Source organism: Arthrobacter sp. QXT-31, assembly GCF_001969265.1.
In the GTDB taxonomy this organism is placed as follows: domain Bacteria; phylum Actinomycetota; class Actinomycetes; order Actinomycetales; family Micrococcaceae; genus Arthrobacter.
This window is the reverse complement of record NZ_CP019304.1, coordinates 4,722,722-4,748,655: the sequence shown is the minus strand read 5'-3', so window position 1 is coordinate 4,748,655 and position 25,934 is coordinate 4,722,722. Positions and strand designations below refer to the sequence as shown.

At 66.2% G+C, this 25,934-nt stretch carries 29 protein-coding genes; 18 read left to right on the top strand and 11 right to left on the bottom strand.

Features of this window, described 5'->3' with window-relative positions:
• Positions 1-442: 442 nt before the first annotated feature.
• A complete protein-coding gene (locus BWQ92_RS21795) occupies positions 443-1,390 on the top strand; it encodes a heme o synthase (RefSeq protein ID WP_076803182.1) in 948 nt (315 codons plus the stop codon).
• 680 nt (positions 1,391-2,070) lie between these two features.
• Here BWQ92_RS21795 and BWQ92_RS21790 read toward each other — a convergent pair.
• Genes BWQ92_RS21790 through BWQ92_RS21780 form a run of 3 tightly spaced genes read right to left on the bottom strand, consistent with a single transcriptional unit; the run spans position 2,071 to position 4,746 of the window.
• Positions 2,071-3,015, bottom strand: a complete 945-nt coding sequence (locus tag BWQ92_RS21790; protein WP_076803180.1) for a COX15/CtaA family protein — start codon at positions 3,013-3,015, stop codon at positions 2,071-2,073.
• A gap of 7 nt (positions 3,016-3,022) precedes the next feature.
• Entirely contained in the window at positions 3,023-3,781 is a 759-nt protein-coding gene (locus BWQ92_RS21785; protein ID WP_076803178.1) for an ABC transporter permease, read from the bottom strand.
• Positions 3,778-4,746, bottom strand: a complete 969-nt coding sequence (locus BWQ92_RS21780) for an ABC transporter ATP-binding protein (RefSeq protein WP_076803176.1) — start codon at positions 4,744-4,746, stop codon at positions 3,778-3,780. The genes BWQ92_RS21785 and BWQ92_RS21780 overlap by 4 nt, the downstream gene beginning before the upstream one ends.
• Positions 4,747-4,853: 107 nt before the next feature.
• Between BWQ92_RS21780 and BWQ92_RS21775 the strand changes: the two genes are divergently transcribed.
• From BWQ92_RS21775 to BWQ92_RS21750, 6 genes are all read left to right on the top strand, one after another.
• A complete protein-coding gene (locus BWQ92_RS21775; protein WP_157365235.1) occupies positions 4,854-5,708 on the top strand; it encodes a helix-turn-helix transcriptional regulator in 855 nt (284 codons plus the stop codon).
• Positions 5,708-7,171 (top strand): Fe-S cluster assembly protein SufB, encoded by a 1,464-nt coding sequence (gene sufB / locus BWQ92_RS21770; protein ID WP_076803174.1) that lies wholly within the window; start codon positions 5,708-5,710, stop codon positions 7,169-7,171. The genes BWQ92_RS21775 and sufB overlap by 1 nt, the downstream gene beginning before the upstream one ends.
• Positions 7,171-8,412: a Fe-S cluster assembly protein SufD gene (gene sufD / locus BWQ92_RS21765; protein ID WP_076803172.1), complete on the top strand. Its 1,242-nt coding sequence runs from the start codon at positions 7,171-7,173 to the stop codon at positions 8,410-8,412. Before sufB ends, sufD begins: the two co-directional genes overlap by 1 nt.
• Before the next feature lie 54 nt (positions 8,413-8,466).
• On the top strand, positions 8,467-8,826 hold the full coding sequence (locus BWQ92_RS21760) for a non-heme iron oxygenase ferredoxin subunit (protein WP_076803170.1): 360 nt from the start codon (positions 8,467-8,469) through the stop codon (positions 8,824-8,826).
• 109 nt (positions 8,827-8,935) lie between these two features.
• The gene (gene sufC / locus BWQ92_RS21755; protein WP_076803168.1) at positions 8,936-9,721 is read left to right on the top strand and encodes a Fe-S cluster assembly ATPase SufC; all 786 of its coding nucleotides are present in this window, start codon (positions 8,936-8,938) and stop codon (positions 9,719-9,721) included.
• A 16-nt stretch (positions 9,722-9,737) separates the two neighbouring features.
• Entirely contained in the window at positions 9,738-10,070 is a 333-nt protein-coding gene (locus tag BWQ92_RS21750; RefSeq protein ID WP_076803166.1) for a metal-sulfur cluster assembly factor, read from the top strand.
• Positions 10,071-10,201: 131 nt separating this feature from the next.
• Here BWQ92_RS21750 and ypfJ read toward each other — a convergent pair whose 3' ends face one another.
• Positions 10,202-11,098, bottom strand: coding sequence for a KPN_02809 family neutral zinc metallopeptidase (ypfJ, locus tag BWQ92_RS21745; protein WP_076803164.1), 897 nt, complete (start codon positions 11,096-11,098; stop codon positions 10,202-10,204).
• Between the two features lie 60 nt (positions 11,099-11,158).
• Here ypfJ and BWQ92_RS21740 point away from each other — a divergent pair, with 60 nt between their 5' ends.
• A complete protein-coding gene (locus tag BWQ92_RS21740) occupies positions 11,159-12,565 on the top strand; it encodes a class I adenylate-forming enzyme family protein (RefSeq protein WP_076803162.1) in 1,407 nt (468 codons plus the stop codon).
• Entirely contained in the window at positions 12,558-13,790 is a 1,233-nt protein-coding gene (locus BWQ92_RS21735; RefSeq protein WP_236783026.1) for a thiolase family protein, read from the top strand. The genes BWQ92_RS21740 and BWQ92_RS21735 overlap by 8 nt, the downstream gene beginning before the upstream one ends.
• A 39-nt stretch (positions 13,791-13,829) precedes the next feature.
• Here BWQ92_RS21735 and BWQ92_RS21730 read toward each other — a convergent pair whose 3' ends face one another.
• Entirely contained in the window at positions 13,830-14,264 is a 435-nt protein-coding gene (locus BWQ92_RS21730) for an SRPBCC family protein (protein ID WP_076803158.1), read from the bottom strand.
• A gap of 71 nt (positions 14,265-14,335) precedes the next feature.
• The gene (locus BWQ92_RS21725; protein ID WP_076803156.1) at positions 14,336-14,770 is read right to left on the bottom strand and encodes an Lrp/AsnC family transcriptional regulator; all 435 of its coding nucleotides are present in this window, start codon (positions 14,768-14,770) and stop codon (positions 14,336-14,338) included.
• A 79-nt stretch (positions 14,771-14,849) separates the two neighbouring features.
• Here BWQ92_RS21725 and BWQ92_RS21720 point away from each other — a divergent pair, with 79 nt between their 5' ends.
• The 4 genes from BWQ92_RS21720 to BWQ92_RS21705 all read left to right on the top strand — a co-directional run bounded on the left by BWQ92_RS21720 (position 14,850) and on the right by BWQ92_RS21705 (position 17,343).
• Positions 14,850-15,590, top strand: coding sequence for an AzlC family ABC transporter permease (locus BWQ92_RS21720; RefSeq protein WP_076803154.1), 741 nt, complete (start codon positions 14,850-14,852; stop codon positions 15,588-15,590).
• On the top strand, positions 15,583-15,927 hold the full coding sequence (locus tag BWQ92_RS21715; RefSeq protein WP_076803152.1) for a branched-chain amino acid transporter permease: 345 nt from the start codon (positions 15,583-15,585) through the stop codon (positions 15,925-15,927). Before BWQ92_RS21720 ends, BWQ92_RS21715 begins: the two co-directional genes overlap by 8 nt.
• A 72-nt stretch (positions 15,928-15,999) precedes the next feature.
• Positions 16,000-16,956 (top strand): alpha/beta fold hydrolase, encoded by a 957-nt coding sequence (locus tag BWQ92_RS21710; protein WP_076803150.1) that lies wholly within the window; start codon positions 16,000-16,002, stop codon positions 16,954-16,956.
• Between the two features lie 81 nt (positions 16,957-17,037).
• Complete coding sequence (locus tag BWQ92_RS21705; protein WP_076803148.1) at positions 17,038-17,343, top strand: hypothetical protein; 306 nt, start codon at positions 17,038-17,040, stop codon at positions 17,341-17,343.
• A 23-nt stretch (positions 17,344-17,366) separates the two neighbouring features.
• Here BWQ92_RS21705 and BWQ92_RS21700 read toward each other — a convergent pair whose 3' ends face one another.
• Complete coding sequence (locus BWQ92_RS21700) at positions 17,367-17,606, bottom strand: hypothetical protein (protein WP_076803147.1); 240 nt, start codon at positions 17,604-17,606, stop codon at positions 17,367-17,369.
• Between the two features lie 325 nt (positions 17,607-17,931).
• Here BWQ92_RS21700 and BWQ92_RS21695 point away from each other — a divergent pair, with 325 nt between their 5' ends.
• Entirely contained in the window at positions 17,932-20,445 is a 2,514-nt protein-coding gene (locus tag BWQ92_RS21695; protein ID WP_076803145.1) for a PEP/pyruvate-binding domain-containing protein, read from the top strand.
• A 21-nt stretch (positions 20,446-20,466) separates the two neighbouring features.
• Here the strand turns inward: BWQ92_RS21695 and BWQ92_RS21690 are convergent, their stop codons facing one another.
• A complete protein-coding gene (locus BWQ92_RS21690) occupies positions 20,467-20,946 on the bottom strand; it encodes a DM13 domain-containing protein (protein WP_157365234.1) in 480 nt (159 codons plus the stop codon).
• Positions 20,947-21,087: 141 nt separating this feature from the next.
• On the opposite strand from BWQ92_RS21690, the gene BWQ92_RS21685 reads away from it, so the two are divergent.
• From BWQ92_RS21685 to BWQ92_RS21670, 4 genes are all read left to right on the top strand, one after another.
• Positions 21,088-22,161, top strand: a complete 1,074-nt coding sequence (locus tag BWQ92_RS21685; protein WP_442856737.1) for a DNA polymerase IV — start codon at positions 21,088-21,090, stop codon at positions 22,159-22,161.
• Positions 22,162-22,196: 35 nt separating this feature from the next.
• Positions 22,197-22,538 (top strand): YciI family protein, encoded by a 342-nt coding sequence (locus BWQ92_RS21680; protein ID WP_076803141.1) that lies wholly within the window; start codon positions 22,197-22,199, stop codon positions 22,536-22,538.
• A 65-nt stretch (positions 22,539-22,603) separates the two neighbouring features.
• Positions 22,604-23,209 (top strand): dihydrofolate reductase family protein, encoded by a 606-nt coding sequence (locus tag BWQ92_RS21675; RefSeq protein ID WP_076803139.1) that lies wholly within the window; start codon positions 22,604-22,606, stop codon positions 23,207-23,209.
• Between the two features lie 65 nt (positions 23,210-23,274).
• Positions 23,275-24,045 carry an NAD(P)-binding domain-containing protein gene (locus BWQ92_RS21670; RefSeq protein ID WP_076803138.1) on the top strand — a complete coding sequence of 257 codons (771 nt, stop codon included), beginning with the start codon at positions 23,275-23,277 and terminating at the stop codon, positions 24,043-24,045.
• A 54-nt stretch (positions 24,046-24,099) separates the two neighbouring features.
• Here BWQ92_RS21670 and BWQ92_RS21665 read toward each other — a convergent pair whose 3' ends face one another.
• From BWQ92_RS21665 to BWQ92_RS21655, 3 genes are all read right to left on the bottom strand, one after another.
• A complete protein-coding gene (locus BWQ92_RS21665; RefSeq protein WP_076803136.1) occupies positions 24,100-24,663 on the bottom strand; it encodes a DinB family protein in 564 nt (187 codons plus the stop codon).
• 78 nt (positions 24,664-24,741) lie between these two features.
• Complete coding sequence (locus BWQ92_RS21660) at positions 24,742-25,230, bottom strand: GNAT family N-acetyltransferase (RefSeq protein WP_172804325.1); 489 nt, start codon at positions 25,228-25,230, stop codon at positions 24,742-24,744.
• 73 nt (positions 25,231-25,303) lie between these two features.
• Positions 25,304-25,741, bottom strand: coding sequence for a VOC family protein (locus tag BWQ92_RS21655; protein ID WP_076803134.1), 438 nt, complete (start codon positions 25,739-25,741; stop codon positions 25,304-25,306).
• Between the last annotated feature and the right edge of the window lie 193 nt (positions 25,742-25,934).

Genomic DNA, 25,934 nt, shown 5'->3' with positions numbered 1-25,934 from the left:
GCCCGCTGCATTTAGGTGTACCAGCCGTTCACCATTGAAACGTTGATCTTCATTCAGTCGCCCGACGGGATGGAATGCGGTTTCTCGCCCGTCTTCCAGCGTGCGCTGATCTGCAGACAGCTTAGCTCTATTCCACACTTCGAGCGGTCAAAATCTCACCAGTTGGACGCAATTTCTCTTTTATGAATCTTTCGTGCCGTGAGGCTGCGTTAATGTGATCGAAGCACGCTCGAACGAATCATTTTCAGTGATTTGCCGTCACACGCCGATGCCAGCGATCCATGCGGGACCGCGGTATGATATCGGGAGGCCACCGGCGGACAGGGCGGGCTCAAGCGCCCACATGACAGCCCTGCCGACCGCCGTTGAGGGATCAGTCCGGACCATACGTCCAGACGGACTGGTCAGACGAACAGCCAGACAGAAACAGAGTGACTGCCACGTGAGCACAACAGATACGCCGCTGACCTCTTCCCGGGTCCACGGAAGAGCCGGACTAGCCCGCAAGGCGAAGGCGTACCTTGCACTCACCAAGCCCAGGGTCATCGAACTCCTGCTGGTCAGCACCCTGCCCACCATGATCTACGCGCAGCGCGGCTTCCCGTCCCTGGGGCTCATCATGGCAACCCTTGTCGGTGGCGCCTTTGCCGCCGGCAGCGCCGGTGCATTCAACTGCTACATCGACCGTGACATCGACAAGCTGATGCACCGTACGGAGAACCGCCCCCTCGTTACCGGTGAGGTGACGCCACGCGAGGCGCTGGTGTTTGCGTGGCTGCTGGGCGCGGCGGCCATAGCCATCCTATGGTTCGGCGCCAACCCGCTCTCCGCATGGCTTGGACTCGGTGCCATCGTCTTCTACGTCGTCATCTACACGATGATCCTCAAGCGGCGCACTGCCCAGAACATCGTCTGGGGCGGCGCTGCGGGCTGCTTCCCAGTGCTGATTGCGTGGTCCGCCGTCACCAACACTGTCGAGTGGCCGGCCCTCGTGCTGTTCATGGTGATCTTCCTGTGGACCCCGCCGCACTACTGGCCGCTGTCCATGCGCTACGGCGAGGACTACCGCAACGCCAACGTGCCGATGCTCGGTGCCATCGCCGGCGCCAGGGTCGTTTCCGTGCAGGTGGTTCTGTACGCCTGGGCCATGGTCGCGTGCTCGTTGCTGATGATCCCCGCGGGCAGCGCGGGCTGGGTCTACACCTCGGTGGCCGTGCTGGCCGGCGCCTGGTTCCTCTACGAGTCCCACGCCCTGTACAACCGGGCGCAGGGCGGCGACCTTTCGGACAAGGGCGCGATGAAGGTCTTCCACGGCTCCATCAGCTACCTGACGCTGCTCTTCATCGCGCTGGCCGTCGACCCGTTCGTCGGCACGCCGATCATGGGCTAAAACGCGTCCTCACATCCTGCAGGCTTTCCCCCAACGCCCCATCAGATCCTGCAGGCTTTCCCCCGACGCCCCATCAGATCCTGCAGGCTTTCCCCCAACGCCCCATCAGATCCTGCAGGCTTTCCCCCAACGCCCCATCAGATCCTGCAGGCTTTTCCCCCGCCGCCCCATCAGATCCTGCACTGAAGACAGTAATGCTCCCTGACCAATGTCAGGGAGCATTACTCGTCGCATACGAAGTGTCTGAATGCCGTGGGTCCACCAAGGCGCGCCGCGCGGTGCTGCCTGGCGCCAGAGGAAATGCACGACGCGGCCTGTCCAGGACCGCCAACTCCTGCAACGGTAAGCGCTCGTAGACCGTGTGGAGCATCATGGGACCAGTTCAGATCGAGGCACCCTCCCCGAAGCTGGCTGGCGGTTCGGACCGCAGAACGTGGACAAACACCATCGCCGGTCGCCCAGCGCCAACGACGTCGTGCGGTCTCTTTGCGGGAGAGAGCCCGCCACTCATGGCGGCGACAGTGATCAAACGTCTCGAGAATTCCCGCAGGACCTGGGGACGCGGAACTGATAGAGCGTTGAAAAGACCCCGAGAGGAACTGATAGAGCGTCGGGAAAGAGGCGACAGGAAGTGATAGAGCGTCGGGGAAGAAGCGGCAGGGAATGAGCGGGCGTGAAGGCTAGCTGACGGGGCTGGAGCGGGCGATGTCGGCTGCGTTGGTTGCCGCACTCATCAGCAGGGCCGCGCCCAGCATGTGCGCCCCGACGAGGAGCGCCGGAATGCCGTTGTAGTACTGCGTGAAGCCGATGGCGGCCTGGAGCACGGTGACGCCGAGGAGCATCAGCACAGCCGTCCGGAAGATCCCCGCAATTCCGCGCCGGAACACGAAGTACACGGCGACCAGCGTGCCGGCAGTGACGAGGTACGCGGGCACGGCATGGATGTGCGAGAAGAGGTCCCAGTCGAGGTTGTTGCGCGGCGCGTCGGCATCGCCGGCGTGCGGTCCGGCTCCGGTCACCACGACGCCCAGCATCACGGCCACGGCGGAGAAAAGCGCGACGGCGGTCATCACCGGGCGCAGGGTGCCCGGCAGCGCGGCCAGGGAGTGGGTCCGGAACCTGCCTGTCCTCCCGTAGGCCCGGTTGACCAGCAGCGTGGCGAAGACCACCAGGGCCATCGAGACCAGGAAATGCAGGCCCACCACCCACGGGTTCAGCTGCGTCAGCACGGTGATGCCGCCAATGATGGCCTGCGCCGGGATACTCGCCAGCAGGCCCAGCGCCAGCAGGAAGAGGTCCTTGCGCTCCTTGCGCAGGTTCCACAGGTACACGAGCATGAGTGCGGCGACGGCGGCGAGGGCGAACGTCAGCAGGCGGTTGCCGAACTCGATGAACCCGTGGATGCCCATTTCCGGGGTGTTCACGAGGGACTCGTTCGTGCAGCGGGGCCACGTCGGGCAGCCCAGACCGGAGGCGGTCAGCCGGACAGCGCCGCCGGTCACCACCAGGACCGTCTGCCCGATGAGGGACAGCACAGCGAGGCGGCGGACTGTCGAATCGACGGTGACGGGCAGCTTGGATGCCAGGCGGCCGACGAACTGGGGGAGGCGTGAAGCCGTGCTCACTTTATTCTCAATTCCATTTGAACCAGCGGATGGCTGCTGCGCCGGCGAGGACCGTCCACATCAGCAGGACAAGGACAGCATTGCCGTTCACGGCGCCGTGCAGGAACGCGTCCCGCAACCCTTCACCAAGGGCCCCGGACGGCAGCAGGTGGACAGTGCTCTGGGCGAGTGCCGGCAGCCGCTGCATGGGGATCACGATGCCGCCGAGGGCACCCAGCAGGATCCATAGCAGGTTGGTGATGGCCAGTGTGGCCTCGGGCCGGACGGTGCCGGCCACCAGCAGGCCCAGGGCCGTGAACGCCGCCGCGCCCAGGACAAGCAGGCCCAGGCCGAGAACCACGCCCAGCGGATCCGGCCGCCAGCCGAGCGGGAAGGCGACGGCGGCGACGATGACCACCTGGATTACCAGGACAGCCAGCACCGCCAGGATCTTTCCGGCGATGAGGCCGGTCCGGCCCAGCGGCGTCGTGGACAGGAACCGCAGCACGCCGTACCGCCGGTCAAAGCCCGTCGCGATGCCCTGGCCCGTGAACGCCGTGGACATGGCGCAGAGCGCGAGGATGCCCGGAACGGCAACGTTGATCCGGCTGTCCCCGATGCCGTCCAGCAGCGGAGTAACCGTCAGCCCGACCAGGGCAAGGAGCGGCAGGACAACGGCCAGGATGAGCTGCTCGCCGTTCCGGAGCATGGTCGCTGCCTCGTATTTGCCCTGCAGCAGGATCCGGCGGAGCAGGGGAGCGGGGGTGCTGCCCGTGGCTGTCGTCATCGGATTTCCCTTCCGGAAATGTCAAGGAATACATCTTCGAGGCTCCGGGCCTCCATGCTCAGGGAGCCCGGCATGATGCCGTGCTGCGCCCACCATGCGGCCAGCGCGGCAAGGTCCTCCGGGGTCAGCGCGCCCGTGGCGGTGTAGCTGCCGGAACGCGTCTCGCGGACCTCGACCTCGGCAGGCAGGACGCCGGTGAAATCCAGTCCCGGCAGGGCTTCGAAGTGCAGCGTCCGGATGTGGTCCTTGTGCGGCGTTTCCGGCATCCTGTGCTGCAGCAGCTGGGCAACGGTGCCCTCCGCAACGTTCCTGCCGGCGTCGATGATGTACACGTAGTCGGCCAGCCGCTGCGCGTCATCCATGAGGTGGGTGGTGAGCACGATCCCCATGCCGCTGTCCCGGAGTTCCCCGATCAGGTCGAACACCAACTGCCGGGACTGCGGGTCCAGCCCGGCGCTCGGCTCATCCAGGAACAGGACCTCCGGATTGCCGATCAGCGCAGCGGCGAGGGCCAGCCGCTGCTTCTGCCCGCCGGACAGCCGGCGGACGTTGGTCCCGCTGAAAGTGTCGATGCCCAGCCGCTGCACCAGTTCGTCCAGGGGCCTGGGATTGCGGTACATGCCGGCAATGTGCCGGAGCAGGGGAATGGGACGGGCCGACGGCGGGAGGCCGCCGTCCTGGAGCATGACGCCGACGCGGGCGCGCAGTTCCGCGCTGGCAGTGCCGGGGTCGGCACCGAGCAGCGTAATGGATCCGCCCGTCCGCTTCTGCAGCCCCTGCGCGCATTCGATGGTGGTAGTCTTGCCGGCACCGTTGGCTCCAAGCAGCGCCGTGACTTCACCGCGGCCGGCGACGAGTGAGACGTCGCTCACCACCCTGAGCATCTTGCCATCGAGGGCGGGGAGCGGACCGACGTCCTTGATGAGCCCGTCGATGGTCAGGACGGGGGATTTGGGGGATCGCACCCCAGTATTCTACGGGAAGTAGTACTCTCACGCTCGAGCCGGGGTGCCGGGCTCAGGTCAGCCTTGCCTTACTGGAAGGCCGCAATAAATTACGACATTATTGTGTTGTGTATTCCATGACCAGCACCACTTCCGCGCCTTTGGCCGGGCAGGGCGCGCCTACCGGTGCGCTGCGCGGTGGAAAACGTGCTGCCCTGGCGTCGGTGCCGGCCGCAGCCGACTCGGATGAGCGCACGCGCGACCGCGTCCTCAGCGCCGTCCTGGAACACGGGCCGGTCAGCGCCGCGGAACTGGGCGACCTGCTCGGGTTCACTCCGGCCGCCGTCCGCCGCCACCTGGACCACCTCTCCCGTGCAGGCGTGATCGAGGTCAAGCGTGTTGCCCGGGCAGGCGCCGGAGCCGGCCGACCCGCCCGCCGCTACGTCCTCAGCTCCCAGGGCCAGTCCTCACTGGGCGATGACTACCTGAACATTGCCACGCTGGCGCTCAAGCAGCTCGGCGCGGTGGCGGGGGACGAAGCCGTCCGCCGGTTCGCCGTCGAGCGTTTTGCGGAGATGGAGCGCCGCTACGCCCCCGAGGTAGAGGCGGCCGGAACCGACATCACCGCCCGTGCCCAGGCACTGTCCGCCGCCCTGTCGCGGGACGGCTTCGTCGCGTCCACGGCCACCATTGAAGCGAAGGCTCCGCTGCCCGCGGCGCTGTCCAGCGTCCAGCTGTGCCAGGGGCACTGCCCTATCCAGCAGCTGGCCACCCAGTTTCCCGTGTTCTGCGACGCGGAAACAGAAATGTTTTCGCGCCTCGTCGGTGTCGATGTCCGCAGGCTTTCCACGCTCGCCCGCGGGGGACACGTCTGCACCACCCACATACCCACAGGCCGTCCGGCCCTGACGGTGGCTTCGGCCGCCGGTGACACGCCGGACACCCTGGACGAAGTATCCAACCATCTGCAAGAAAGGCCGTGATGACGGACCAACTATCAGAGAAGAAGGTTGCCGAGCCTGGTGTTATCGCTGAGATTCTGGAAAAGAATCCCGAGCTGCACGGCATCGGCAACTATGAGTACGGCTGGGCCGACAAGAACGACGTCGGCGCTAACGCCCGCCGCGGCCTCGACGAGGACGTGGTCCGCGACATCTCGGCCAAGAAGAACGAGCCGGAATGGATGCTCGACCTCCGCCTGAAGGGTCTGAAGTACTTCGACCGCAAGCCCATGCCCACCTGGGGCGCGGACCTGTCGGGCATCGACTTCGACAACATCAAGTACTTCGTGCGTTCCACCGAGAAGCAGGCCGCTTCCTGGGAGGACCTGCCCGAGGACATCCGCAACACGTACGAGAAGCTGGGCATCCCGGAAGCCGAGCGTGCCCGCCTCGTGGCCGGCGTCGCCGCCCAGTACGAGTCCGAGGTTGTCTACCACCAGATCCGCGAGGACCTCGAGAGCCAGGGTGTCATCTTCCTTGACACCGACACCGCGCTGCGCGAGCACCCGGAGATCTTCCAGGAGTACTTCGGCACCATCATTCCGGTGGGCGACAACAAGTTCGCCTCGCTGAACACGGCCGTATGGTCCGGCGGTTCCTTCGTGTACGTGCCCAAGGGCGTGCACGTCGACATCCCGCTGCAGGCCTACTTCCGCATCAACACGGAAAACATGGGCCAGTTCGAGCGCACGCTGATCATCGCCGACGAGGACTCCTACGTCCACTACATCGAAGGCTGCACCGCGCCGATCTACACCTCGGACTCGCTGCACTCCGCCGTCGTCGAGATCGTGGTCAAGAAGGGCGCCCGCGTCCGCTACACCACCATCCAGAACTGGTCCAACAACGTGTACAACCTCGTGACCAAGCGCGCCATCTGCGAAGAGGGCGGCACCATGGAGTGGATCGATGGCAACATCGGCTCCAAGGTCACCATGAAGTACCCGGCCGTTTACCTCACGGGTGAGCACGCCAAGGGCGAGACCCTGTCCATCGCGTTCGCCGGCGAAGGCCAGCACCAGGACACCGGTTCCAAGATGGTGCACATCGCGCCGAACACCAAGAGCTCCATCATCTCCAAGTCCGTTGCCCGTGGCGGCGGACGCGCGGCCTACCGCGGCCTGGTCCAGGTCCGCGAGGGTGCCAAGCACTCGGCGAACACGGTCCGCTGTGACGCTCTGCTGGTGGACACCATCAGCCGCTCGGACACCTACCCGTACATCGACATCCGCGAGGATGATGTGCAGCTGGGGCACGAGGCCACCGTCTCGCGCGTTTCCGAAGAGCAGCTCTTCTACCTCATGTCCCGCGGCATGCGCGAAGACGAAGCCATGGCCATGATCGTGCGCGGCTTCATCGAGCCGATCGCCCGCGAGCTGCCGATGGAATACGCCCTCGAGCTGAACCGCCTCATTGAACTCCAGATGGAAGGATCCGTCGGTTAATGACTGCCGAAATTACTACTGAAAAGGCCCGCATCGGAGCTCCTTCCATCGCCGGGTTCACGGAGGAAGGCGAGGCGCTGGTCCCCGCGAAGGTGGACCACAGCCACAACCACGGCGTCACCGTCATGTCCTCGCGCGCCGAGCGGCTCACGAGCTTCGACGTCGCCGACTTCGCGCTGCCCACGGGCCGCGAAGAGGAATGGCGCTTCACCCCGGTCCGCGGACTGGCCAACCTGCTGTCCGACGCCGCAACGGACGGCGACGCTGCAGCGTTCACCGTGGAAGCTCCCGAAGGCTACGTCCGCGGAACCCTCGCACAGGGTGCCGCCCCGCGCGGCTCGGTCCTGACCCCGGCCGACCGGGCCGCCGTCGTCGCCTCCGCCAACACGGATGAGGCCCTGCACGTGGTCATCCCGGCCGAGGCAGAGCCGGCTGAGCCGGTCCGCATCCTGGTCAACGGGGCGGGCGCAGGCCGCCGCTCCAACGCACACTTCGTGCTGGAGGCGGGTGCCAACTCCCGCAGCGTGGTCATCGTGGAGCACACCGGTGCCGCCGACCACAACGGAAACCTGGAAGTGATTGTTGGCGAGGGCGCGCAGCTGACCGTGATCTCCGTGCAGCTCTGGGAAGACGACGCCCGCCACCTGGGCCAGCACGACGCCCAGGTGGGCAAGGACGCCGTCTACAAGCACATCGCCGTTTCCCTCGGCGGTTCCGTGGTGCGCCTGAACTCCAACGTCCGCTTCTCCGGCGAGGGCGCCGAGGCCGAGCTGCTGGGCCTGTACTTCGCCGACGCCGGCCAGCACCTGGAGCACCGGTCCTTCGTTGACCACAACGTGGCCAACTGCAAGTCCAACGTGCTCTACAAGGGCGCCCTGCAGGGCAAGAACGCGCACACCGTCTGGGTTGGCGACGTCCTGATCCAGAAGCAGGCGCTGGGAACCGACTCGTACGAGAAGAACCAGAACCTGGTGCTCACCGACGGCTGCCGGGCAGACTCCGTGCCCAACCTCGAAATCGAGACGGGCCTCATCGAGGGTGCCGGCCACGCCAGCTCCACGGGACGCTTTGACGACGAGCACCTGTTCTACCTGATGGCCCGCGGCATTCCCGAAGACGTGGCCCGCCGGCTCGTGGTGCGCGGCTTCCTCAACGAGATCATCCAGCAGATCAAGGTTCCGGCCCTCGAAGAGCGCCTGACCGAGGAAGTCGAGCGCGAGCTCGCCGCCAACGAGAACTGACCGTACGGAAACAGGCCCGGCCCAACCGGCCGGAACTACAGCACAGGACAACGGATGACTGAACAGCCCAAGGGCGAACTCGTCTGCAAGGCACACGAGATCCAGCTCAAGCAGGCCCTGCGGATCCTGATCGACGACTACCCCGTCGCGATCGTCAAGGACTCCATGGGAGAAATCCACGCAATCGGTGACACGTGCTCGCACGCCGACATCTCGCTCTCCGAGGGCGACGTGGAAGGCTGCACCATCGAGTGCTGGGGGCACGGCTCCCAGTTCGATTTGCGCACCGGCGAACCCCTGCAGCTGCCGGCCTACGACCCCGTTCCGGTGTTCGCGGTGGAGATCCACGGGGACGACGTCTACGTGGACTTCACCAACGTCCTGAACGGCGCCGAAACGCCGAACTTCAACTGATCCGGCAACGGCCGCAGAAGCCAGCCGGGCCTGTCCCAGAACCTAACAACTTCCAGACCAGAGACCGCACCGCCGACAGAACGGCACGGTGCAGAGGAGAACAAGACACATGTCTACTCTTGAGATCAAGGACCTGCACGTCAGCATCGACACCGAGCAGGGCACCAAGGAAATCCTGAAGGGCGTCAGCCTGACCATCCGCACCGGTGAGACCCACGCCATCATGGGCCCCAACGGCTCCGGCAAGTCCACCCTGGCCTCCACCATCGCCGGCCACCCGCGCTACAACGTCACCGGCGGTTCCATCACGCTGGACGGCGAAGACGTGCTGGCCATGAGCGTTGACGAGCGCGCCCGCGCCGGCGTCTTCCTCGCCATGCAGTACCCGGTGGAGGTTCCCGGCGTCACCATGACCAACTTCCTGCGGACCGCCAAGACCGCCATCGACGGCGAAGCCCCGGCCCTGCGCACCTGGACCAAGGACGTCAAGGCCGCGATGCAGCAGCTGCGCATCGACGCCGACTTCGCCCAGCGCAACGTCAACGAAGGCTTCTCCGGCGGTGAGAAGAAGCGCGTGGAGATCCTGCAGCTGGAACTCTTCAAGCCGAAGTTCGCCGTCCTGGACGAGACCGACTCCGGCCTCGACGTTGACGCCCTCAAGGTGGTCTCCGAAGGCGTCAACCGCGCACACGCCACCGGCAACATGGGCACGCTGCTCATCACGCACTACACTCGGATCCTGCGCTACATCAAGCCTGACTTCGTCCACGTCTTCGTGAACGGCCAGGTTGTGGAAGAGGGCGGCCCGGAACTCGCCGACCGTCTGGAAGAAGAAGGTTACGACCGCTACGCCGGTGCTGCCGGAACCGCCACGGCGGCTGCGGTCCAGGCCTAGTTAGGACTGACTGACCATGACCGAAATCGACGCAGGGCGCACCGCCCTGGAGGATGTCGAAGAGGCGCTCAAGGACGTCATCGACCCCGAACTCGGGGTCAACGTCGTGGACCTGGGCCTGCTCTACGGCCTGCGGTACTCGGATGAAGACGGCGCCCTGCTGATCGACATGACCCTCACCACCGCCGCCTGTCCGCTGACCGACGTGCTCGAGGAGCAGGTGGGCAAAGCGCTTGACGGCGTCGTGGACGAGTGGCGCCTGAACTGGGTATGGATGCCGCCATGGGGTCCGGAGCGGATCACCGACGACGGCAAGGACCAGATGCGGGCCCTCGGCTTCAACATCTGACACACAAGTACGACGACGGCCGGTCACCTTCCCAGCGAAGGTGACCGGCCGTCGTCGTTCCCACCATCGACTGCTCCAAAGGTGCCCTTTTCATCAGTCAAAAGGGCGTCTACGGAGCAATCGAGGGGGATTTACAGCGTCGTGGCGCTGAACGTGTCGCACTGGTTGATGTCACCGGTCCTGTAGCCCTGGTAGAACCACTTCTGCCGCTGGGCGCTGGACCCGTGCGTCCAGCCCTCGGGCGAGACGCGTCCTGTGGCGGCCTTCTGGATCCGGTCATCGCCGACGGCTGAGGCGGCCGAAAGCGCATCGTTCAGGTCCTGCTGCTTGAGCGGTTCAAGGAAGGGCTTGCCCGTCTTCGGGTCCTTCTGGGTGGTGGCGTAGCGGGTCCAAAGGCCGGCATAGCAGTCCGCCTGCAATTCCACGCGGACGGCGCCGGACTCCGCACCCTGCGGATCCTTCTGCGCCTCGTCCAGATCGCCGAGCACGTTCTGCACATGGTGGCCGAACTCATGGGCCACCACATACTCCTGGGCCAGCGGGCCGCCCGATGAACCGAAGCGGGTCACGAGGTCCTGGAAGAACCCGGGATCGAAGTAGGCCGTGGTGTCCGCCGGGCAGTAGAACGGACCCACCTCTGATGAGGCCGTGCCGCAGCCGGTGCGGGTGGCGCCTTCGAACAGCACAGCCTTCGGCCGCGGGTACTTCACGCTGTAGTCGGCAAGATATGCCGGCCAAAACGCGTTGAGGCTGTTCACCGTTCCGGCAATCCGGCAGTCGAGGTCCCTGTCTGCGTCGCTGCCGAGCTTGCACTGGGTGAGGGGCGTTCCCGTGCTCTGGGCAGGCTGTTCCTGGCCTGTGCCGACGAGCCCCTCCAGCAGCTGCGGGTTGATGCCGAACAGGGCCGCCAGGAGCAACACAACGCCGCCCCCGATGCCTCCGCCGATCTTGGTGCCGCGGCCAATTCCGCTGCCGCGGCGGTCTTCCACCTGGGATGGGTCCAGTTCGACCCCGTCATTGAAGCTCATGTTGTCACAATAGCCGCCGCCGCACGCCAGTGGCGGGTTCAGGCCGGTAAAGTTGGTCCGATGCCTTTTCTCAACAACCTTCAGCGTTGGGCCGATGAACGCCCCGACGACACCGCCGTCGTCGTCGCCGGAAGACGGCTCAGCTGGGCAGAACTGCGCGACGCTGCGCAAGATGCGGCAAACCGCGGCATGGCGCCCGTCACGGTGCTCGCCCAGCCTAACTCCACCCGGTTCGCGGTTGACTTCGCTGCCGCCGTCGCTGGTAACCGCGAGTGCGCGGTCCTGGACCCTACCTGGCCCGAAGCGCTGCAGGACGAGATCGTCCAGCGGCTGGGCGGCCGCGTTGACCCGGTGCCCGGTGGCGCCGGCATTGAGTTGGCAGACGGGGACCCTGAGGCCTCGTTCCTCATCGGCCTGACCTCGGGCACCACCTCCGTGCCCAAGGCGTTTACCCGCTCGCGCCGTTCCTGGCAGCAGTCCTTCGACGCGTCCATGGAGTTCTTCGGACTCACCCAGGACGACAGGACCCTGGCGCCCGGACCGCTGGCCGCCAGCCTCAACCTGTACGCCCTGGCCGAGTGCCTCTACGCCGGTTCGGAGTTCCACACGCTGGAGACGTTCGACGTCGGCGACGTCCACGCCGCCATCGCGCACGACGGCATCACCCGGCTGGTGCTGGTGCCCACCATGCTGCGGCTGCTCAGCGAACGCGGGCTGCTGGGCTGCGTGGATGCCTCCGGCATCCGGACCATCATCTGCGCGGGCTCGAAGCTCGATGCGCGCACGCTGGAGGCCGCCCGCCGCTGGGCACCGCATGCCACGATCTTCGAGTACTACGGCGCGTCCGAGCTGAGCTTCGTCTCCGGCGCCGGCCTGGCCGCAGGCGAGCCCTCCGCCGCCGGAAGCACCGCGATCGGCAGGCCGTTCCCCGGCGTGGAAGTGAGGATCCTGGACGATTCCGGCGCGGAACTTCCGGACGGCACCGCAGGCAACATCAGCGTCAAAAGCGGCATGGTGAGCAACGGCTACCTCTGGGGCGACGACGGGCAGGCGCTGCGCTGCTTCGACGGCTGGTTCACCGTGGGGGACCAGGGCTACCTGGCCGACGGCGTCCTGCACATCCTCGGCCGGCGCGCCGACATGATCATCACCGCAGGCAAGAACGTCTATCCGCACGAGGTGGAGCTGGCGCTGTCGTCCGTCCCCGGGGTTGCCTCGGCGATTGCCGCGGGCATGGATGATGACCTCAGGGGCCAGCGCGTGGTGGCCGGCATCGTTCCTTCCCACGGCGGGGTCACGGCCACCCAGCTAAAGACCGGCCTGGAGGACGTCCTCGCCAAGGACAAGCGGCCGCTGCAGTACTTCGCGCTCGATGAGCTCCCGGTGACGGACCGCGGAAAGGTCAGCCGGCGCCTGCTCCTCGACTGGATCGCGGCCCGCGACAGCCGGGTCCGGCACCTTGTCTAGCTCGGGGTCCGGCAGCGCTGTGGCCGGCAGCGGGGACCTGGTGCTGCCCGACGAGCGCCAGCCGGTGATCATCGCCGCGCTGCGCACGCCCATCTGCCGGGCGAACGGTGCGCTGAAGCACCTGCGCTCCCACGAACTGCTGGCACCGGTCTTCGCGGCCTTACTCCACGAATCGGGTGCGAAGGCGGCCGAGGTGGCGGACGTCGTCATCGGCAATGCCGTGGGTGCGGGCGGCAACGTCGCGCGGCTGGCGGCACTGGAAGCGGGCCTGCCGGTCACGGTTCCCGGGCTCACTGTGGACCGGCAGTGCGGCTCCGGCCTGGACGCCATTGTCCTCGCCTCGCGGCTCGTCGCCGCCGGCGGCGGCACCTACCTCGCCGGCGGGGTCGAGAGCATCAGTACTGCGCCGCTGCGCGCGCACCGGAACGACGACGGCGAACCCGCCTTTTTCAGCCGCGCCCAGTTCGCGCCGCACACCCATGGAGATCCGGACATGGGTGTCGCCGCCGAGAACGTTGCGCGGGAGTACGGCATCAGCCGGGACCGGCAGGACGAGTTCGCCCTGCGCAGCCACCGCAGGGCCGTGGCTGCGCAGGGCAGCGGGACCTTTGGCAGGGAAACGGTCGAGCTGCCCGCGGCACCCGGGGCGGTGCAGGCGACAGTGACGTCCGACGACGGTCCCCGCCCCAAACTCGGCGAGGCCCTGATGGCGCGGTTCCCCGCGGCGTTCGTGGAGTCCGGGACTGTCACCGCCGGAAACTCATGCTTCGACGCGGACGGGGCAGCCGCCGTCGTTATTACGTCCCTGACCAGGGCGCGGGAACTGGGTGCTGGCGACGGCCTGGCCGTCCTCGGCACGGGGACCGCCGGCGTGGCGCCGCAGCTCCTGGGCATCGGTGCCGCGGCGGCTGCGTCCAAGCTGCTGGCGGCGCATTCCGTGGCTGCCGGGGACGTGGATTTCGTGGAATTCAATGAGGCGTTCGCCTCCCAGACCCTTGCATGCCTGGACCATCTGGGGATCGACGCGGCCCGTGCCAACGCCGACGGCGGCGCCCTGGCCCTGGGCCATGCTTACGGCGCATCCGGCGCGGTGCTGGTCACCCGGCTCCTGGCACAGGCCAGGCGGGAACCTGCGCGCACTGCCCGGGGAAAGCTCGCCCTGGCCATGATCAGCATCGCCGGCGGCATGGGCACCGCCGCGCTGTTCCGCCACGTCCGGCTGTAGTCCTGATCGCCCGGGCCGCTCGGGCTTAGCTATATTGACCTAGCCGGCCTCGATGACTTCCTTGAGCTTCGTCAGCTGGGCTACCTCAGATTCCATGGTTTTGGTCACCAGGGAGTCGAAAACGCGCATGAGGAGCGGAAGCTTGAGGTCCAGGCTGAAACGGACGCGGGTGCTGTTGCCCTCCTCGGTCAGCGTGTAACTGCCGGTCGGGCGTGCCGGACCTGCCACCACCTGAAAGCCCAGAAGCTTTCCTGGCCCAGCATCGGTGATTCTGTAGTCGCCCTGGATGGGCCGGCCTTTCGGCCCGGTCAGCGTTTGGCTGTAGATGGCCCCCAGCTCTCCGGCGGAGCCTTCCTTGAGAGCGATGCCCTGCACTCCGGAGCGCCATCTTGGATTGTTCAGGCCGTCCGCCAGGAATGCGTACACCTCCGACGCGGGTCTGTTGATGGTGACTTCGTTTTCAGCGTGGGCCATGTTGTTCCTCTCGGGCAAGGGGGTAAACGATCGGGCTCCAGCCTACGTGGCCTTTTTCCGGAGCTGCGGATTCAGCCCTTGATGGTTTTCATGGTGAACCGGGAACTGACTTTCTGGATGCCCGGGATGGTCATAACGCGGTCGCTGAGGAAGGCTTCGTAGGCCGGAAGGTCGGCGACTTTGACGCGCACAAAGTAGTCCGGCGAGCCAAAGAGGCGGTGCATTTCGGTGACCTCATCGAAGGCGGCCATGGTGTTCTCGAAGCGCTCCACGCTCTTCCGGTCGAAGTTGGTGAGCTCGACGTCGAGAATCACCTCGAAGGCGCGGCCCACCGCCTTCGGGTCGATCTCCGCGCGGTATCCGCGGATGACGCCGGTGGATTCCAGCCGCTGGACCCGGCGCAGGCAGGGTCCCGGTGTGAGCCCCACAGCGGCGGCCAGGTCCGTATTGGAGATCCGCCCGTCGTGCTCCAGCACTTCGATTATTGCTGCATCGAGCTTATCCATATCAATATGTTGCTCTTAAGCGCGTCAAAACTGCAATATTGGCAATCGCGTGCCAGGCCAAAACTGAAACGATTGGGTCATGGCACATGCGACACAAATCGTCCCCGCGGACACCGCCCCGAACTCCCCGCGGCGTGAGACCGCCCGGGGTTTGCGGGACTCCTTCGCAGCAGGGTTGGGCATGTATCCGTTGGGCATCGCGTTCGGCTTGCTGGTTGTTCAGGCTGGCCTGCCGTGGTGGGTGGCGCCCGCGTTGTCGGTTGCGGGCTTCGCCGGGTCCCTTGAACTGCTGCTCGTCGGCATGATCGTCGCGGCCACACCGCTGGCAACCATCGCCCTGACCACGTTCATGGTGAACTTCCGCCACGTGTTTTATTCGTTCTCCTTCCCCCTTCATGTGGTGCAGAGCCCGTTCGCGAAGGCCTACTCCGTGTATGCGCTGATCGACGAGGCCTACGCGGTCACGGCCGCCTCCAGCGACACTTGGACACCCTGGCGGCTGGTCAGCATGCAGGCCGCGTTCCACTGCTACTGGCTCGGGGGCGGCCTCACCGGAGTACTGGTCGGATCGCTGATGCCCGGGCCAGTTAAAGGGCTCGACTTCGCACTGTGTGCACTGTTCGTCACGCTCACGCTCGACGCCGCACGCACACGCCAGCACCTTCCGTCGTTCCTGCTGGCAGGACTGAGCTTCGCTGTCGCCGCGGTTCTCCTGCCGTCCCAAGCCCTTTTCGCGGCACTGGCACTGTTTCTGATCCTCCTGCTGGCCCGCTTCGTCCTCCGGCCCGGCCATGATCGAAGGGGCACCACCGATGCCTGATACCGGCTACATCCTTGCCGTCTGTGGCGTCGTGTTCGCCATCACGCTCGGCCTGCGCGCGCTACCGTTTGCTGCACTCAAGACGCTCCGGCAGTCCGCCCTGGTGAAGGCGCTGGCTGTGTGGATGCCCGTGGGCATCCTCGGCATCCTGGCCGCCTCAACCCTGCGCGGCGCCATCCTGGCTGATCCGGACACGGCGGCTGTGGCATGTCTGGCTGTGGCTGTTACCGCCGCCACCCACCTCCTGGCCGGGCGCCGCACTCTCCTGAGCGTCGGCGTCGGCACCGCAGTCTACGTCGTTTTGGTCAACGTGGACCTTACCTCAGCGCTGGCATGACCGCCGCCGGGACTGCAGGGATCCCGACGGCGACCCTACCCCTGCTGGGGCCCGTCCCGTAGCGTTTGTTGAATGACGGGCGAGAGTGCGGGGCTGGTAAACGTCGACGGGTCAGAAATCTATTGGGAGGCATCGGGCAACCCGGCCGGGGTCCCCGTCCTCTACCTCCACGGCGGCCCTGGTGTTGGCCTGGGTCCCCGATACAAGACCCGCCACGATGCTTCGAAATTCTGGACCATCGGGCTGGACCAGCGCGGCTGTGGGAGAAGCAAACCGGCTGTCCAGGACGATCTGCCCTCCCTGCCGGCCAACACCACCCAGGCCCTGATCGAGGACATCGAGGCCGTTCGCCGGCACCTCGGAATTGCGAAGTGGATCGTCACGGGTGGGTCCTGGGGGAGCACGCTGGCCCTGGCCTATGCCCTGCAGCACCGGGACCGGGTGCATGGGCTAGCCCTGATGGCGGTGGGAACGACGAGCCGCAAGGAGGTTGAGTGGATCACCGAGGGCGTGGGGCGGATCTTCCCGGAAGCATGGGCGGAGTTCGCGAAGTCCGCCAGGTGCAGGCCGGGGGAGCGCGTGGTGGATGCGTATGCCCGCCGCCTCGCGGGAACTGACCGGGACGACGCCGAAACCGCAGCCCTGGCATGGGACCGGTGGGAATCGACGCACGTCTCCCTGGATCCGCTCTGGCAACCCGGCCCGATGTTCGACGACGATCGCGAGCGGATGACCATGGCCATCCTCGTCACCCACTACTGGTCCCGTGACGCCTTCCTCCCGGAGGGACAGACCATCATGGAAAGAATCCACCAACTCAACGGAGTTCCCGGCTACCTCATTCACGGGCGGAAAGACGTAAGTGGGCCGGTCATCACGCCCTGGATGCTTCATCAGCGCTGGGACGGCAGCCGGCTCACCGTCATCGAGAACGAAGGGCATGGCGGGCCGCAGTGCTGGGCCGCGCTTGTCGGCGCGGTCGAAGAAATCGCGGACGGGCTGTCCCGGGTGGACGGTCGGGAGGCGTAACAGAAGTGGGCAACCTGTTTTAGGCTTTACTCCACAGCGCGCGTCCGCCAGTCGCGGGCTGAACAAAGAGAGGCAGAGCCGATGCAGCCGGACCTTGGCCAGCGCGCCGCGAACGAGCACGCCGACGTCGCACAGTCCCTTCTCTCCGCCGCAGAGCAAGCACTCTCCGGCGCTGATGTTGATGCCGAACTGCAGATCAGGCTGGCGCAGGCCCATGCCACCCTGGCGCTGGCATTCGAGACGCGCGCCGCGGCCTATGACACCCGGACTGCGGCATACGTCGCATATCTGGCGATGCTGAAATCAGGGACCCGCGCAGACAAGGATCAGCACGCCGCCGTCGTGGCGAAGCTTGTCCGCGACCGCCTCGGCTTCGAAGCGGAATAGCCGGCGGAGAAGGTCCTGCGGACCTACCAATGCTTACGGGCAGACCCCGCGGCAGCCTTGCACTTCGCCCGGATAAAGGACTGCTCCGCATCTGACAGCAGGTGTTCGCCGTGCTGGTCCTGGGCGACGCTGCCCCCCGAGACCTGGTGAACCACGTTTGCCACCGTCCGCGGAAGAACTACGCAGCCGGGATTATCAACGAGCCACTTCTTCGTGACCTCATCCAGCTCATCCCACCACTCAACAATCGGCCGCTGGCCCATCAGGTGCTCCTCGGATTTGAGACCCTACATAACTTGACTGCGGCAGCCGGATTTGGATTTCCCGGCGCCGCGCGACGTGCAGAAACCGCCCAACACACAGCCCACGTACAGGAATTCACGAAACTCTAAATTGGTAATCAGTAAGAGTTTGGTACCGATGCCGGGAGGGGTCAAGAGGCATGCGTAACGTCACGCAACCCGGCGGGGAAGGGCTTTCTCGGTGCCCAAACACTATGCCGGGGACGCGGGAGTGGAGTACTTTTTACACGCCCCGACGTGCGGCGACAGCACCAACCACACTGATGCCTGCCAGAAGGAGTCCCGGATGACTCGAAGGACAGTCCGCCCGCTTGGTGACTTCGGCATGGCAGATCTCGCGGACGCCGGCGGCAAGGGAGCAGCCCTGGGCGAACTGGTGCGGCAAGGCTTTCCGGTGCCTCCGGGGTTCACTATCACCACGGAGGCCTACCGTTCGCTGCTCGCCGGAACAGAGCTGGGGGCGGCGCTGGAGGCGATTGATCAAAACAAGCACGACGGCGGCGCCCTCCGCGCGCTGATCGCCCGCCTTGGCGTGCCCCCGGCCGTCTGGACGGAGATTGCCGAGGCCTATGCGGCCCTGGGAGGCGGGGCGGTGGCTGTCCGTTCCAGCGCCACTGCCGAAGACCTTCCCGGAGCCGCCTTCGCCGGCCAGCAGGACACGTTCCTGAATGTCATCGGCGAGGCGGCGCTGGCCAAAGCGGTTGCCGATTGCTGGGCCTCCCTCTGGACCGACCGGGCCATGGCCTACGGAGAGCGGCAGGGGATCGACCCGCGGGAGGTGGCGATCGCCGTCGTCGTTCAAAAGATGGTGCCGGCCGACACCGCGGGTGTCATGTTCACCGCGAACCCGGTCACAGGTGAGCGCAATGAGACGGTAGTGGATGCCAGCCCGGGCCTGGGCGAGGCGGTGGTGTCCGGCCGGGTGACACCGGAACACTATGTGCTGGACCGGAGGGGCAGGATCCGCAGCTTCACACCCGGCGGCGGCGAGGTGGTGATTGGCCTGGCCGCGGAGGGCGGAATCAGGGAACAGCCCGGCAGCCGCAGCCCGGATCCTTCCCTGACCGCGGACCAGCTCCGGGGGCTGGCTGGCTTGGGCCGCAAATCTCAGGAGCACTTCGGCCGGCCGCAGGACATGGAGTGGGCGTTGGCCGGAGGCCGGATGTTTGTGCTGCAGTCGCGGCCCATGACCGCGCTGCCGCCCCAGCCGCTGCGGCTCAATATGGTGCAGCGGCGGGTGGTGCCGTTCTTCATCGAAATGTTCCAGGAGCGGCCCTACCCGCTGGATGTGTCCGGCTGGATGAAGCAGGGGATCCTGGCGATGCTGCAGAGGATGGGCGGCAGCGTCGGTGCGCGGTTCCCCACCGTCGAGGAGCTGCTGCCGGAAGAGGACGGTGTGGTGGTCCAGCTCGTGCCGCCGTCCCCGCGGCTGACGATCCGCGCCCTGGCCGCGCCGCTCAGCCTGGCCCGCCGCGCGAGGCAGTACAGGATGGCCGACTGGCAGAACGACCCCAGGTTCATCGCCTTCCTGGAGCAGGTGGACCGGCTGAACGGACGGCACCTGGAAACGCTGCGCTGGCCAGAGGTTGTGGGCGCCGCGCGGGACTGCTTTGCCGCGATGCGGGGCATCACAGACCTGCGGATCTCCTACATGCCCGGCATATTCCTTCCCCTGCTGAGGCTGCGCCTGATGCTCCTGCTGTTGGGCAGGACGGGCCTGGCTTCCGCACTGATCGCGGGCGCGGACACCCGGACCAGCCAGGCGAACCGCTCGCTGGAGCAGCTGGCCGTGATGGTCCGGGAGGATCCGGGCCTGGCCCGCGCCTTCGATGGATCCGACGGGGCGGCCTTGCCGCGGCTTCTTGAAGAGCCGGCACACGCAGCCTTCCGCGAGGCGTTTGACCGCTTCCTGCGCGAATATGGGAACCGTGAAACCGTCAGCCCGGTGCTGAGCAGTTCACCCACCTGGTCCGATGCCCCCGAGGTGGTGCTGGGGCTGGTGAAGGCGCTCATGGGCCAGCCGCCAGGCAGGGCAGACCAGACCGGCGCCGCACTGGCTGAGCTGAAGCGCCACCCCCTCCTCCGCTTCGGGCCCGTCCGGCGGCAGGTGCTCGCCGCCGTCGACGCCGCCCGGGCGGGAATGGCGTTCCGTGAGGACAGCCACTTCTACGCCACCAAGGTCATTCCGCCCATGCGCCGCGCGTACCGCGAGCTCGGCCGCCGCCTTGTTGCCGCCGGGGTGATTGACGGCGTTAAGGACGTCTACCACCTGCGGTTCGAGGAACTGGAGGCAATAACGGACGACGGCGGTGCGCTGCCGGCTTCCGTCCGGCAGCACTACCGGCCGCTCGTGCTGGCCAGGGCGGCCAGGCGCCGCGAACTCGAGGGGGTACCGCTGCTGGATGCGGCGCTGCTGTTCAGGGACCGCCTGTTCAGGGACCGGCGTCGGGCAACGGGCGTTCTGGTCGCCGGCACTCCGGCAAGCCGCGGCCGTGCAGAAGGACCGGTGCGGATCATCAGGGGCCCGGACGAGTTCGGCCGGCTACGCAGCGGCGACGTTCTTGTCTGCCCCTACACGAACCCCTCCTGGACGCCGCTGTTCCAGCGCGCGGCCGCCGTCGTCGTCGATATGGGAGGGCTCGGCTCGCATGCTGCCATTGTTGCCCGGGAATATGGAATTCCGGCGGTGATGGGAACCGGCACGGGCACGGGCACCCTGGCCGAGGGGCAGCGGGTCATTGTGGACGGCAGCGCCGGCACGGTGGTGGCTTCGGGCACCGGCGCCGCGGGCAGCGGGTGAATACCGGCGGGCAACCGGAAATTAGTACCGTCTGACCAGGTTGGCGGTACCGTAGGCGCGCCGTGCCCGCGCACTGTACTGATAAATGGTGACGCTCTGGACCTCCGGCAGTTCTTTCCACATGGCGGTCAGGTCGTAGGACTGGGCGCCACGCCGTGCCTTCAGCGGCGCCACCACAAACGTGTTTGAGGAACTCAGTCCCATTTCGCCGGCTTTGGGACCCAACTTGCCCCGATTGAGATGCACATGCAGGTTGCCGCCCGCCCCCGTTGAAAAGTTGGCCAGTTTCAACTCGACCTTGCCGGGGGTGACCGTGAGGACCGCCCTGCCGCGGGTCGTGACCGCCTGCGAGACGAATTCGCCTTCGAAGACCTCTGTCCAGTGGCCTGTTGCTGACGCCGATGCGGCAGGGGAGGAGGTGGCAGCGGCGCCGCCCTGGCCTTCCGGCGCGCCCGCAGGGGTGCATGCTGACAGTGCACCCGCCAACAGCAACAATGACATGGACAACCGAAGCGATCTCATGTTCCCCCAAAGAACTTAAGAGTGGCGTTTCCAAGCCCAGACGGGCAAAACGCCGTCTTCCCAGTAAACCACGACGGGTCTCTATGGGCCTTCGGGGATGTTTAGGGGCAGACTGGTGGCGTGGGCGGAAACCGGTGGGTGCTGCACGTCGATCTCGACCAGTTCATCGCGGCGGTCGAGGTGCTGCGGCGGCCGGAGCTTGCGGGCAAGCCGATCATCGTCGGCGGCCGAGGCGACCCAACCGAACGGGCGGTGGTGTCCACCGCGTCCTATGAAGCCAGGGCCTTCGGCGTGGGTTCCGGGATGCCTTTGCGCGTCGCGGCCCGGAAGGTGCCCGACGCTGTGATCCTGCCCGTCGATCACGAGGCTTACTTTGCGGCGTCCGAAACGGTGATGACCACCCTACGCGAGCAGCCCGGTGCCACCGTGCAGGTGCTGGGTTGGGATGAAGCCTTTGTAGGCACTGAGACGGAGGATCCGGAAGCCTATGCCCGGCGGGTGCAGGCCGCCGTCCTGGAGCGAACGCAGCTGCATTGCAGCGTGGGCATCGGCGACACCCTTGTGCGGGCCAAGGTCGCCACTGGTTTCGGCAAGCCGGCCGGCGTCTTCCGTCTGACCTCCGGGAACTGGCTCGACGTCATGGGCACCCGGCCCACCAAGGACCTGTGGGGCGTCGGAACCAAGGTGTCGGGGAGGCTGGCCAAACTCGGCATCAAGACGGTCGCCGAGCTCGCCGCATGCAACCCCCAGGACCTGGTCCCGGAGTTCGGTCCCAAGATGGGTCCCTGGTATGCGGAGCTGGGGCGCGGGGATGGCGCCAGCGTTGTGGACGACACCCCGTGGGTTGCTCGCGGGCATAGCCGCGAGACCACCTTCCAGCGCGACCTGACCGAACCTGCCCAGGTGGACGACGCCGTCCGGGAACTCACAGCGCGCGTACTTGAGGACGTTGTGGCTGAAGGGCGGCCTGTGGTTGGGCTGACCCTGAAGGTCCGGTACGCGCCGTTCCTCACCAAGACCCATGCGAGGAAGATTCCCGAGACCTTCGACCGGGACGAGATCCTCGCACGGGCCCTGGACCTGGCTGGCGGAATCGAGGCGGGCCGTCCGATCCGGCTGCTGGGCCTGCGGGCCGAAATGACCATGCCCGACGACGCCCGAAAGGGACACACGCCAACCCGCGGCGGTTGGTGAATCCAACCGCCTGCCATGAAGAAGGAGTCGACGCCATGACGAAGTACCTGATCTCGTTTCCGAGTGCCGCCATGATCGTCCCGGACGAAGAGCTGCCGGCAGTTTCGGATGCGGCGCACGCGGTGGTTCAGGAAGCGAAGGACGCCGGCGTCTGGGTGTTCGGCGGAGGCATCGATGAGAGCATCCCGCCTGTGCTGGTGGACGCCGATGGAACGGTGAAGAACGGCACCTACCCTCAGACGGCGGAACTGGAGGGCGGCTACTCCGTTCTGGAGCTGCCCTCGTACGACGCGGCCCTGGAATGGGCCGCGAAGATCGCCGCGGCCTGCCGCTGCGCGCAGGAGGTGCGGGCCTTCCAATACGATCCCGCCAGTTAACTGCTAAACTCCCCAGAATCCCTTCACGACCGATGCAATGTCGCGCATTCATCAGGAGGTTTGCGGTGCCGGATACTACCTGCCACATGTCGATCTCGCTGGACGGCTTCGTCGCCGGGCCGGACCAGAGCCGCGACAACCCCCTGGGCAAGCGGGGACTGGAGTTGCACGCCTGGCACATCGGCGACCCGCGGGCGAACGATGCGGACAATCTCGCGAACGAGTGGCTCATGCGCCCGCGGGGCGCGTATGTGATGGGCCGCAACATGTTCGGCCCGATCCGCGGGGACTGGGACGAGGAATGGACGGGCTGGTGGGGCCCCGAACCGCCGTACCACGCGCCGGTGTTCGTGCTGACCCACCACGCACATGACCCGATTCAGATGGACGGCGGGACGACTTTCCACTTCGTCACCGACGGCTTCGACGCGGCCTATTCGGCAGCGTGCCAGGCCGCCGGGGACAAGGGTGTGGACATCGCCGGTGGTGCCTCGACAGTCCGGCAGGCTCTTATCGCCGGCGTGATCGACGAGCTCACCCTCGACATCGCACCGGTCCTGCTCGGTGCAGGTGAACGCATCTTCGACGGCGTTGAATCCTTCGGGTTCGAACCCGCCGAAGTGCTTCACTCACCGCTCGCCACCCACATCCGCTATCGCCGTGTCCGCTGACTGTGCCGTTGAGCTTCAAATTTAGGACCGTGCCGCCGTCATTGGTCCTGGGGTAAGGTCATCCGGTGACCTCATATGGCGTACTTGGAGTTGGATCAATCGCGACGGCGATCGTCACCGGACTTTGCGACGGAGCGGCCGAGCCGCCGTCGATCATGCTTTCCCCCAGGAACGCCGAACGTGCGGCTGAACTCGCGGCCCGGTTCCCCTCGGTGCGGGTGGCGACGGATAACCAGCAGGTCGTGGACCGCAGCGACGTGGTGGTGGTCTGCCTGTTGCCCAACCACGCCGCGGAGGTACTGGCTGGACTGCAGTTCCGCGCTGACCACGCCGTCGTCAGTGCGATAGCAGGCTTCCCCGTCGGGCAGCTGGCCGGTCTGGTTGATCCAGCGACGGACATCGCACGAAGCATCCCGCTCCCCGCCGTGGCCACCCGCGGAAGCCTGACACCGGTACACCCTGCAACGCCCGCGGCAACGGGGCTTTACGACCGGCTTGGCGGGAGCATGGAGATCGACGACGAGCTGGCATTTGAATCGGTCTCGGCAGCATCGGGCACGGTCGCGGCATACTTTCGTTACCTCGGAACGATCGCAGGCTGGCTGTCCGACCGGGGCGTCCCGTCAGCAGCCGCACGCCGCTACGTCGCCGACACCTTCGCCGCACTGTCCGGCGAGCTCGAGTCACCCGGGGCCGACTTCGCAGCCCTGGCGCAGGCACACACCACACCCGGCGGGCTCAACGAGCAGTTCGCACGCCACCTCGAAGCGGCGGGAACCTACGATGCTGTGCAGACCGGCCTGGATGCGGTGCTGGCAAGGATCACTCGGAGGTAGCAATCAATGGTCGGTGGCGGGACCGGCCTTCACCCGGCACCACGGTGGACACATTCAACCCGGCGGGTCCTGTCCCACGAGGCCGTCCACCGACTCGCGGATGAGGTCGGCGTGGCCGTTGTGGCGGGCGTATTCCTCGATCATGTTGAGCAGGATGTAGCGCAGGCTGGGAAGCTCGATGCTGGGGTTGGAGGCAACCGTGCCCTGACGTCCCGGGCCGCCCTCCATCAGTGCCTCCGCGAACAGGGCGCGGGAGCGGGTCACCGCGTCGCGCCACCTTTCATAGAGTTGTTCGGGCGAGTCTTCGCTGGCCGAGTTCAAGTCCCAGTCGGGGTCGGCGTCCCAGTCCACGGCGTTCCATGGCGGGAGCTGCCTGCGGCCATGCAGCCATTCGGTGGACATGTCGTCCTCGAAGCGGGCCAGGTGTTTGAGCAGGCCGCCCAGCGTCAGCGAGGAACGGCCGAGGGTAGCCCGCAGACCGGCGGCGTCGAGCCCTCTGGTCTTCCAGGCGAAGGTCGCCCGCTGCCGCTCCAGAAATCCCAACAGGGTAGCGGTCTCGTCGCCGGCCAGTGGCGGTTCGGGGTCTGGTTGGTCGGGCTGACCAGCCTGTTCGTTCAACGGATGCCTCCTCGGGATACGGGGCGATTTATTGTTTGGCGTGGAGTGGTTCTTCAGTCCACTAAGCGCCGATTGACGTCATTCGGCAAGATTCTTGAAGTAGCGTGCTACCGGCCATCGCTCGAAACCGGCTGCTTCATAGGCGCGCCGGGCAGGTTTATGGCCAGGATCATCACCCGTCTCTACGAGCACCATGCTCATGCCGGCCCTGCGGCCTGCATCGAAAGAATGCTCCATGAGGGCCTGGCCAACTCCCTTCCGCTGGTGAGCGGGATCCACCGCCAGGACATGCACCTCACTCATGCTGTCCTCCGGGTGCAGCCGGGTACAAACCCAACCCAGCAGCTGGTTCCCCTCAAGAGCGATCGCTATATTCTCCGGCTCAGTATCGAGCACAGCTGCCATGTCGCGGTACTGGCGTTCCTTCCACCCGTTCGGATAAAAGGCCTCATAGACAAAGCCGGGTACAGCATTGCGAACCAAAGGAAATACCGGCTCCCAGGCCCGCAATGAAAGCGCGAGCACTTCTTCCCGATACTCCGGCGTGTAGTCGACGATCCGCACCATCCAATGATGCGCGCCCGAACCAACTGGCGCTATGCCTCGGCCGTGGGATGCCGTTGGTGGCGCGATCCTGCCATCAGTTCTTCTTCAGTTCCTGGGCGAGCATCACGAGGATGCCGCTAGGTCCGCGGACGTACGTGAGCTTGTAGAAATCCTTGTAGGTCGCCACGCCGCGAAGCGCATGGCAGCCGTGCCTGGCGGCTATCTCCAGGGCTTTGTCGATGTCATCGACTGAGAACGCCACGCGGTGCATGCCGATCTCGTTGGGACGAGTGGGCTCGGTCTCGATCGCTTCCGGGTGGATGTACTCGAAGAGCTCAAGGCGGCCATGGCCGTCAGGCGTCTGGAGCATGGCAATTTTGGCGTGATTGCCGTCAAGGCCGACGGCGGTGTCGGTCCATTCACCACTCACGGTGTCACGGCCGACAACGGTGAGACCGAGGTCGGTGAAAAAGGCGATGGTCGCTTCGAGATCGCGAACGGCGATGCCGACGTTCTCAAGTCTGATGGTCATGGGTTGCACGCTACCGAGGCGAGCACTGTTGGTCCATAGGGCAGGGACCCGGTCAAGCGTTGCATCACAGGATGGTGTTCATTCCCTGCAGGTCGGTCTCGCTTCAATTGCAACTGGGCGAACTCAGTAGTGCGGTTGTCCGACTGCGCGTAGCTTCATAGCCATGGGGAAAGTTACATCGCTGGCGACGGCA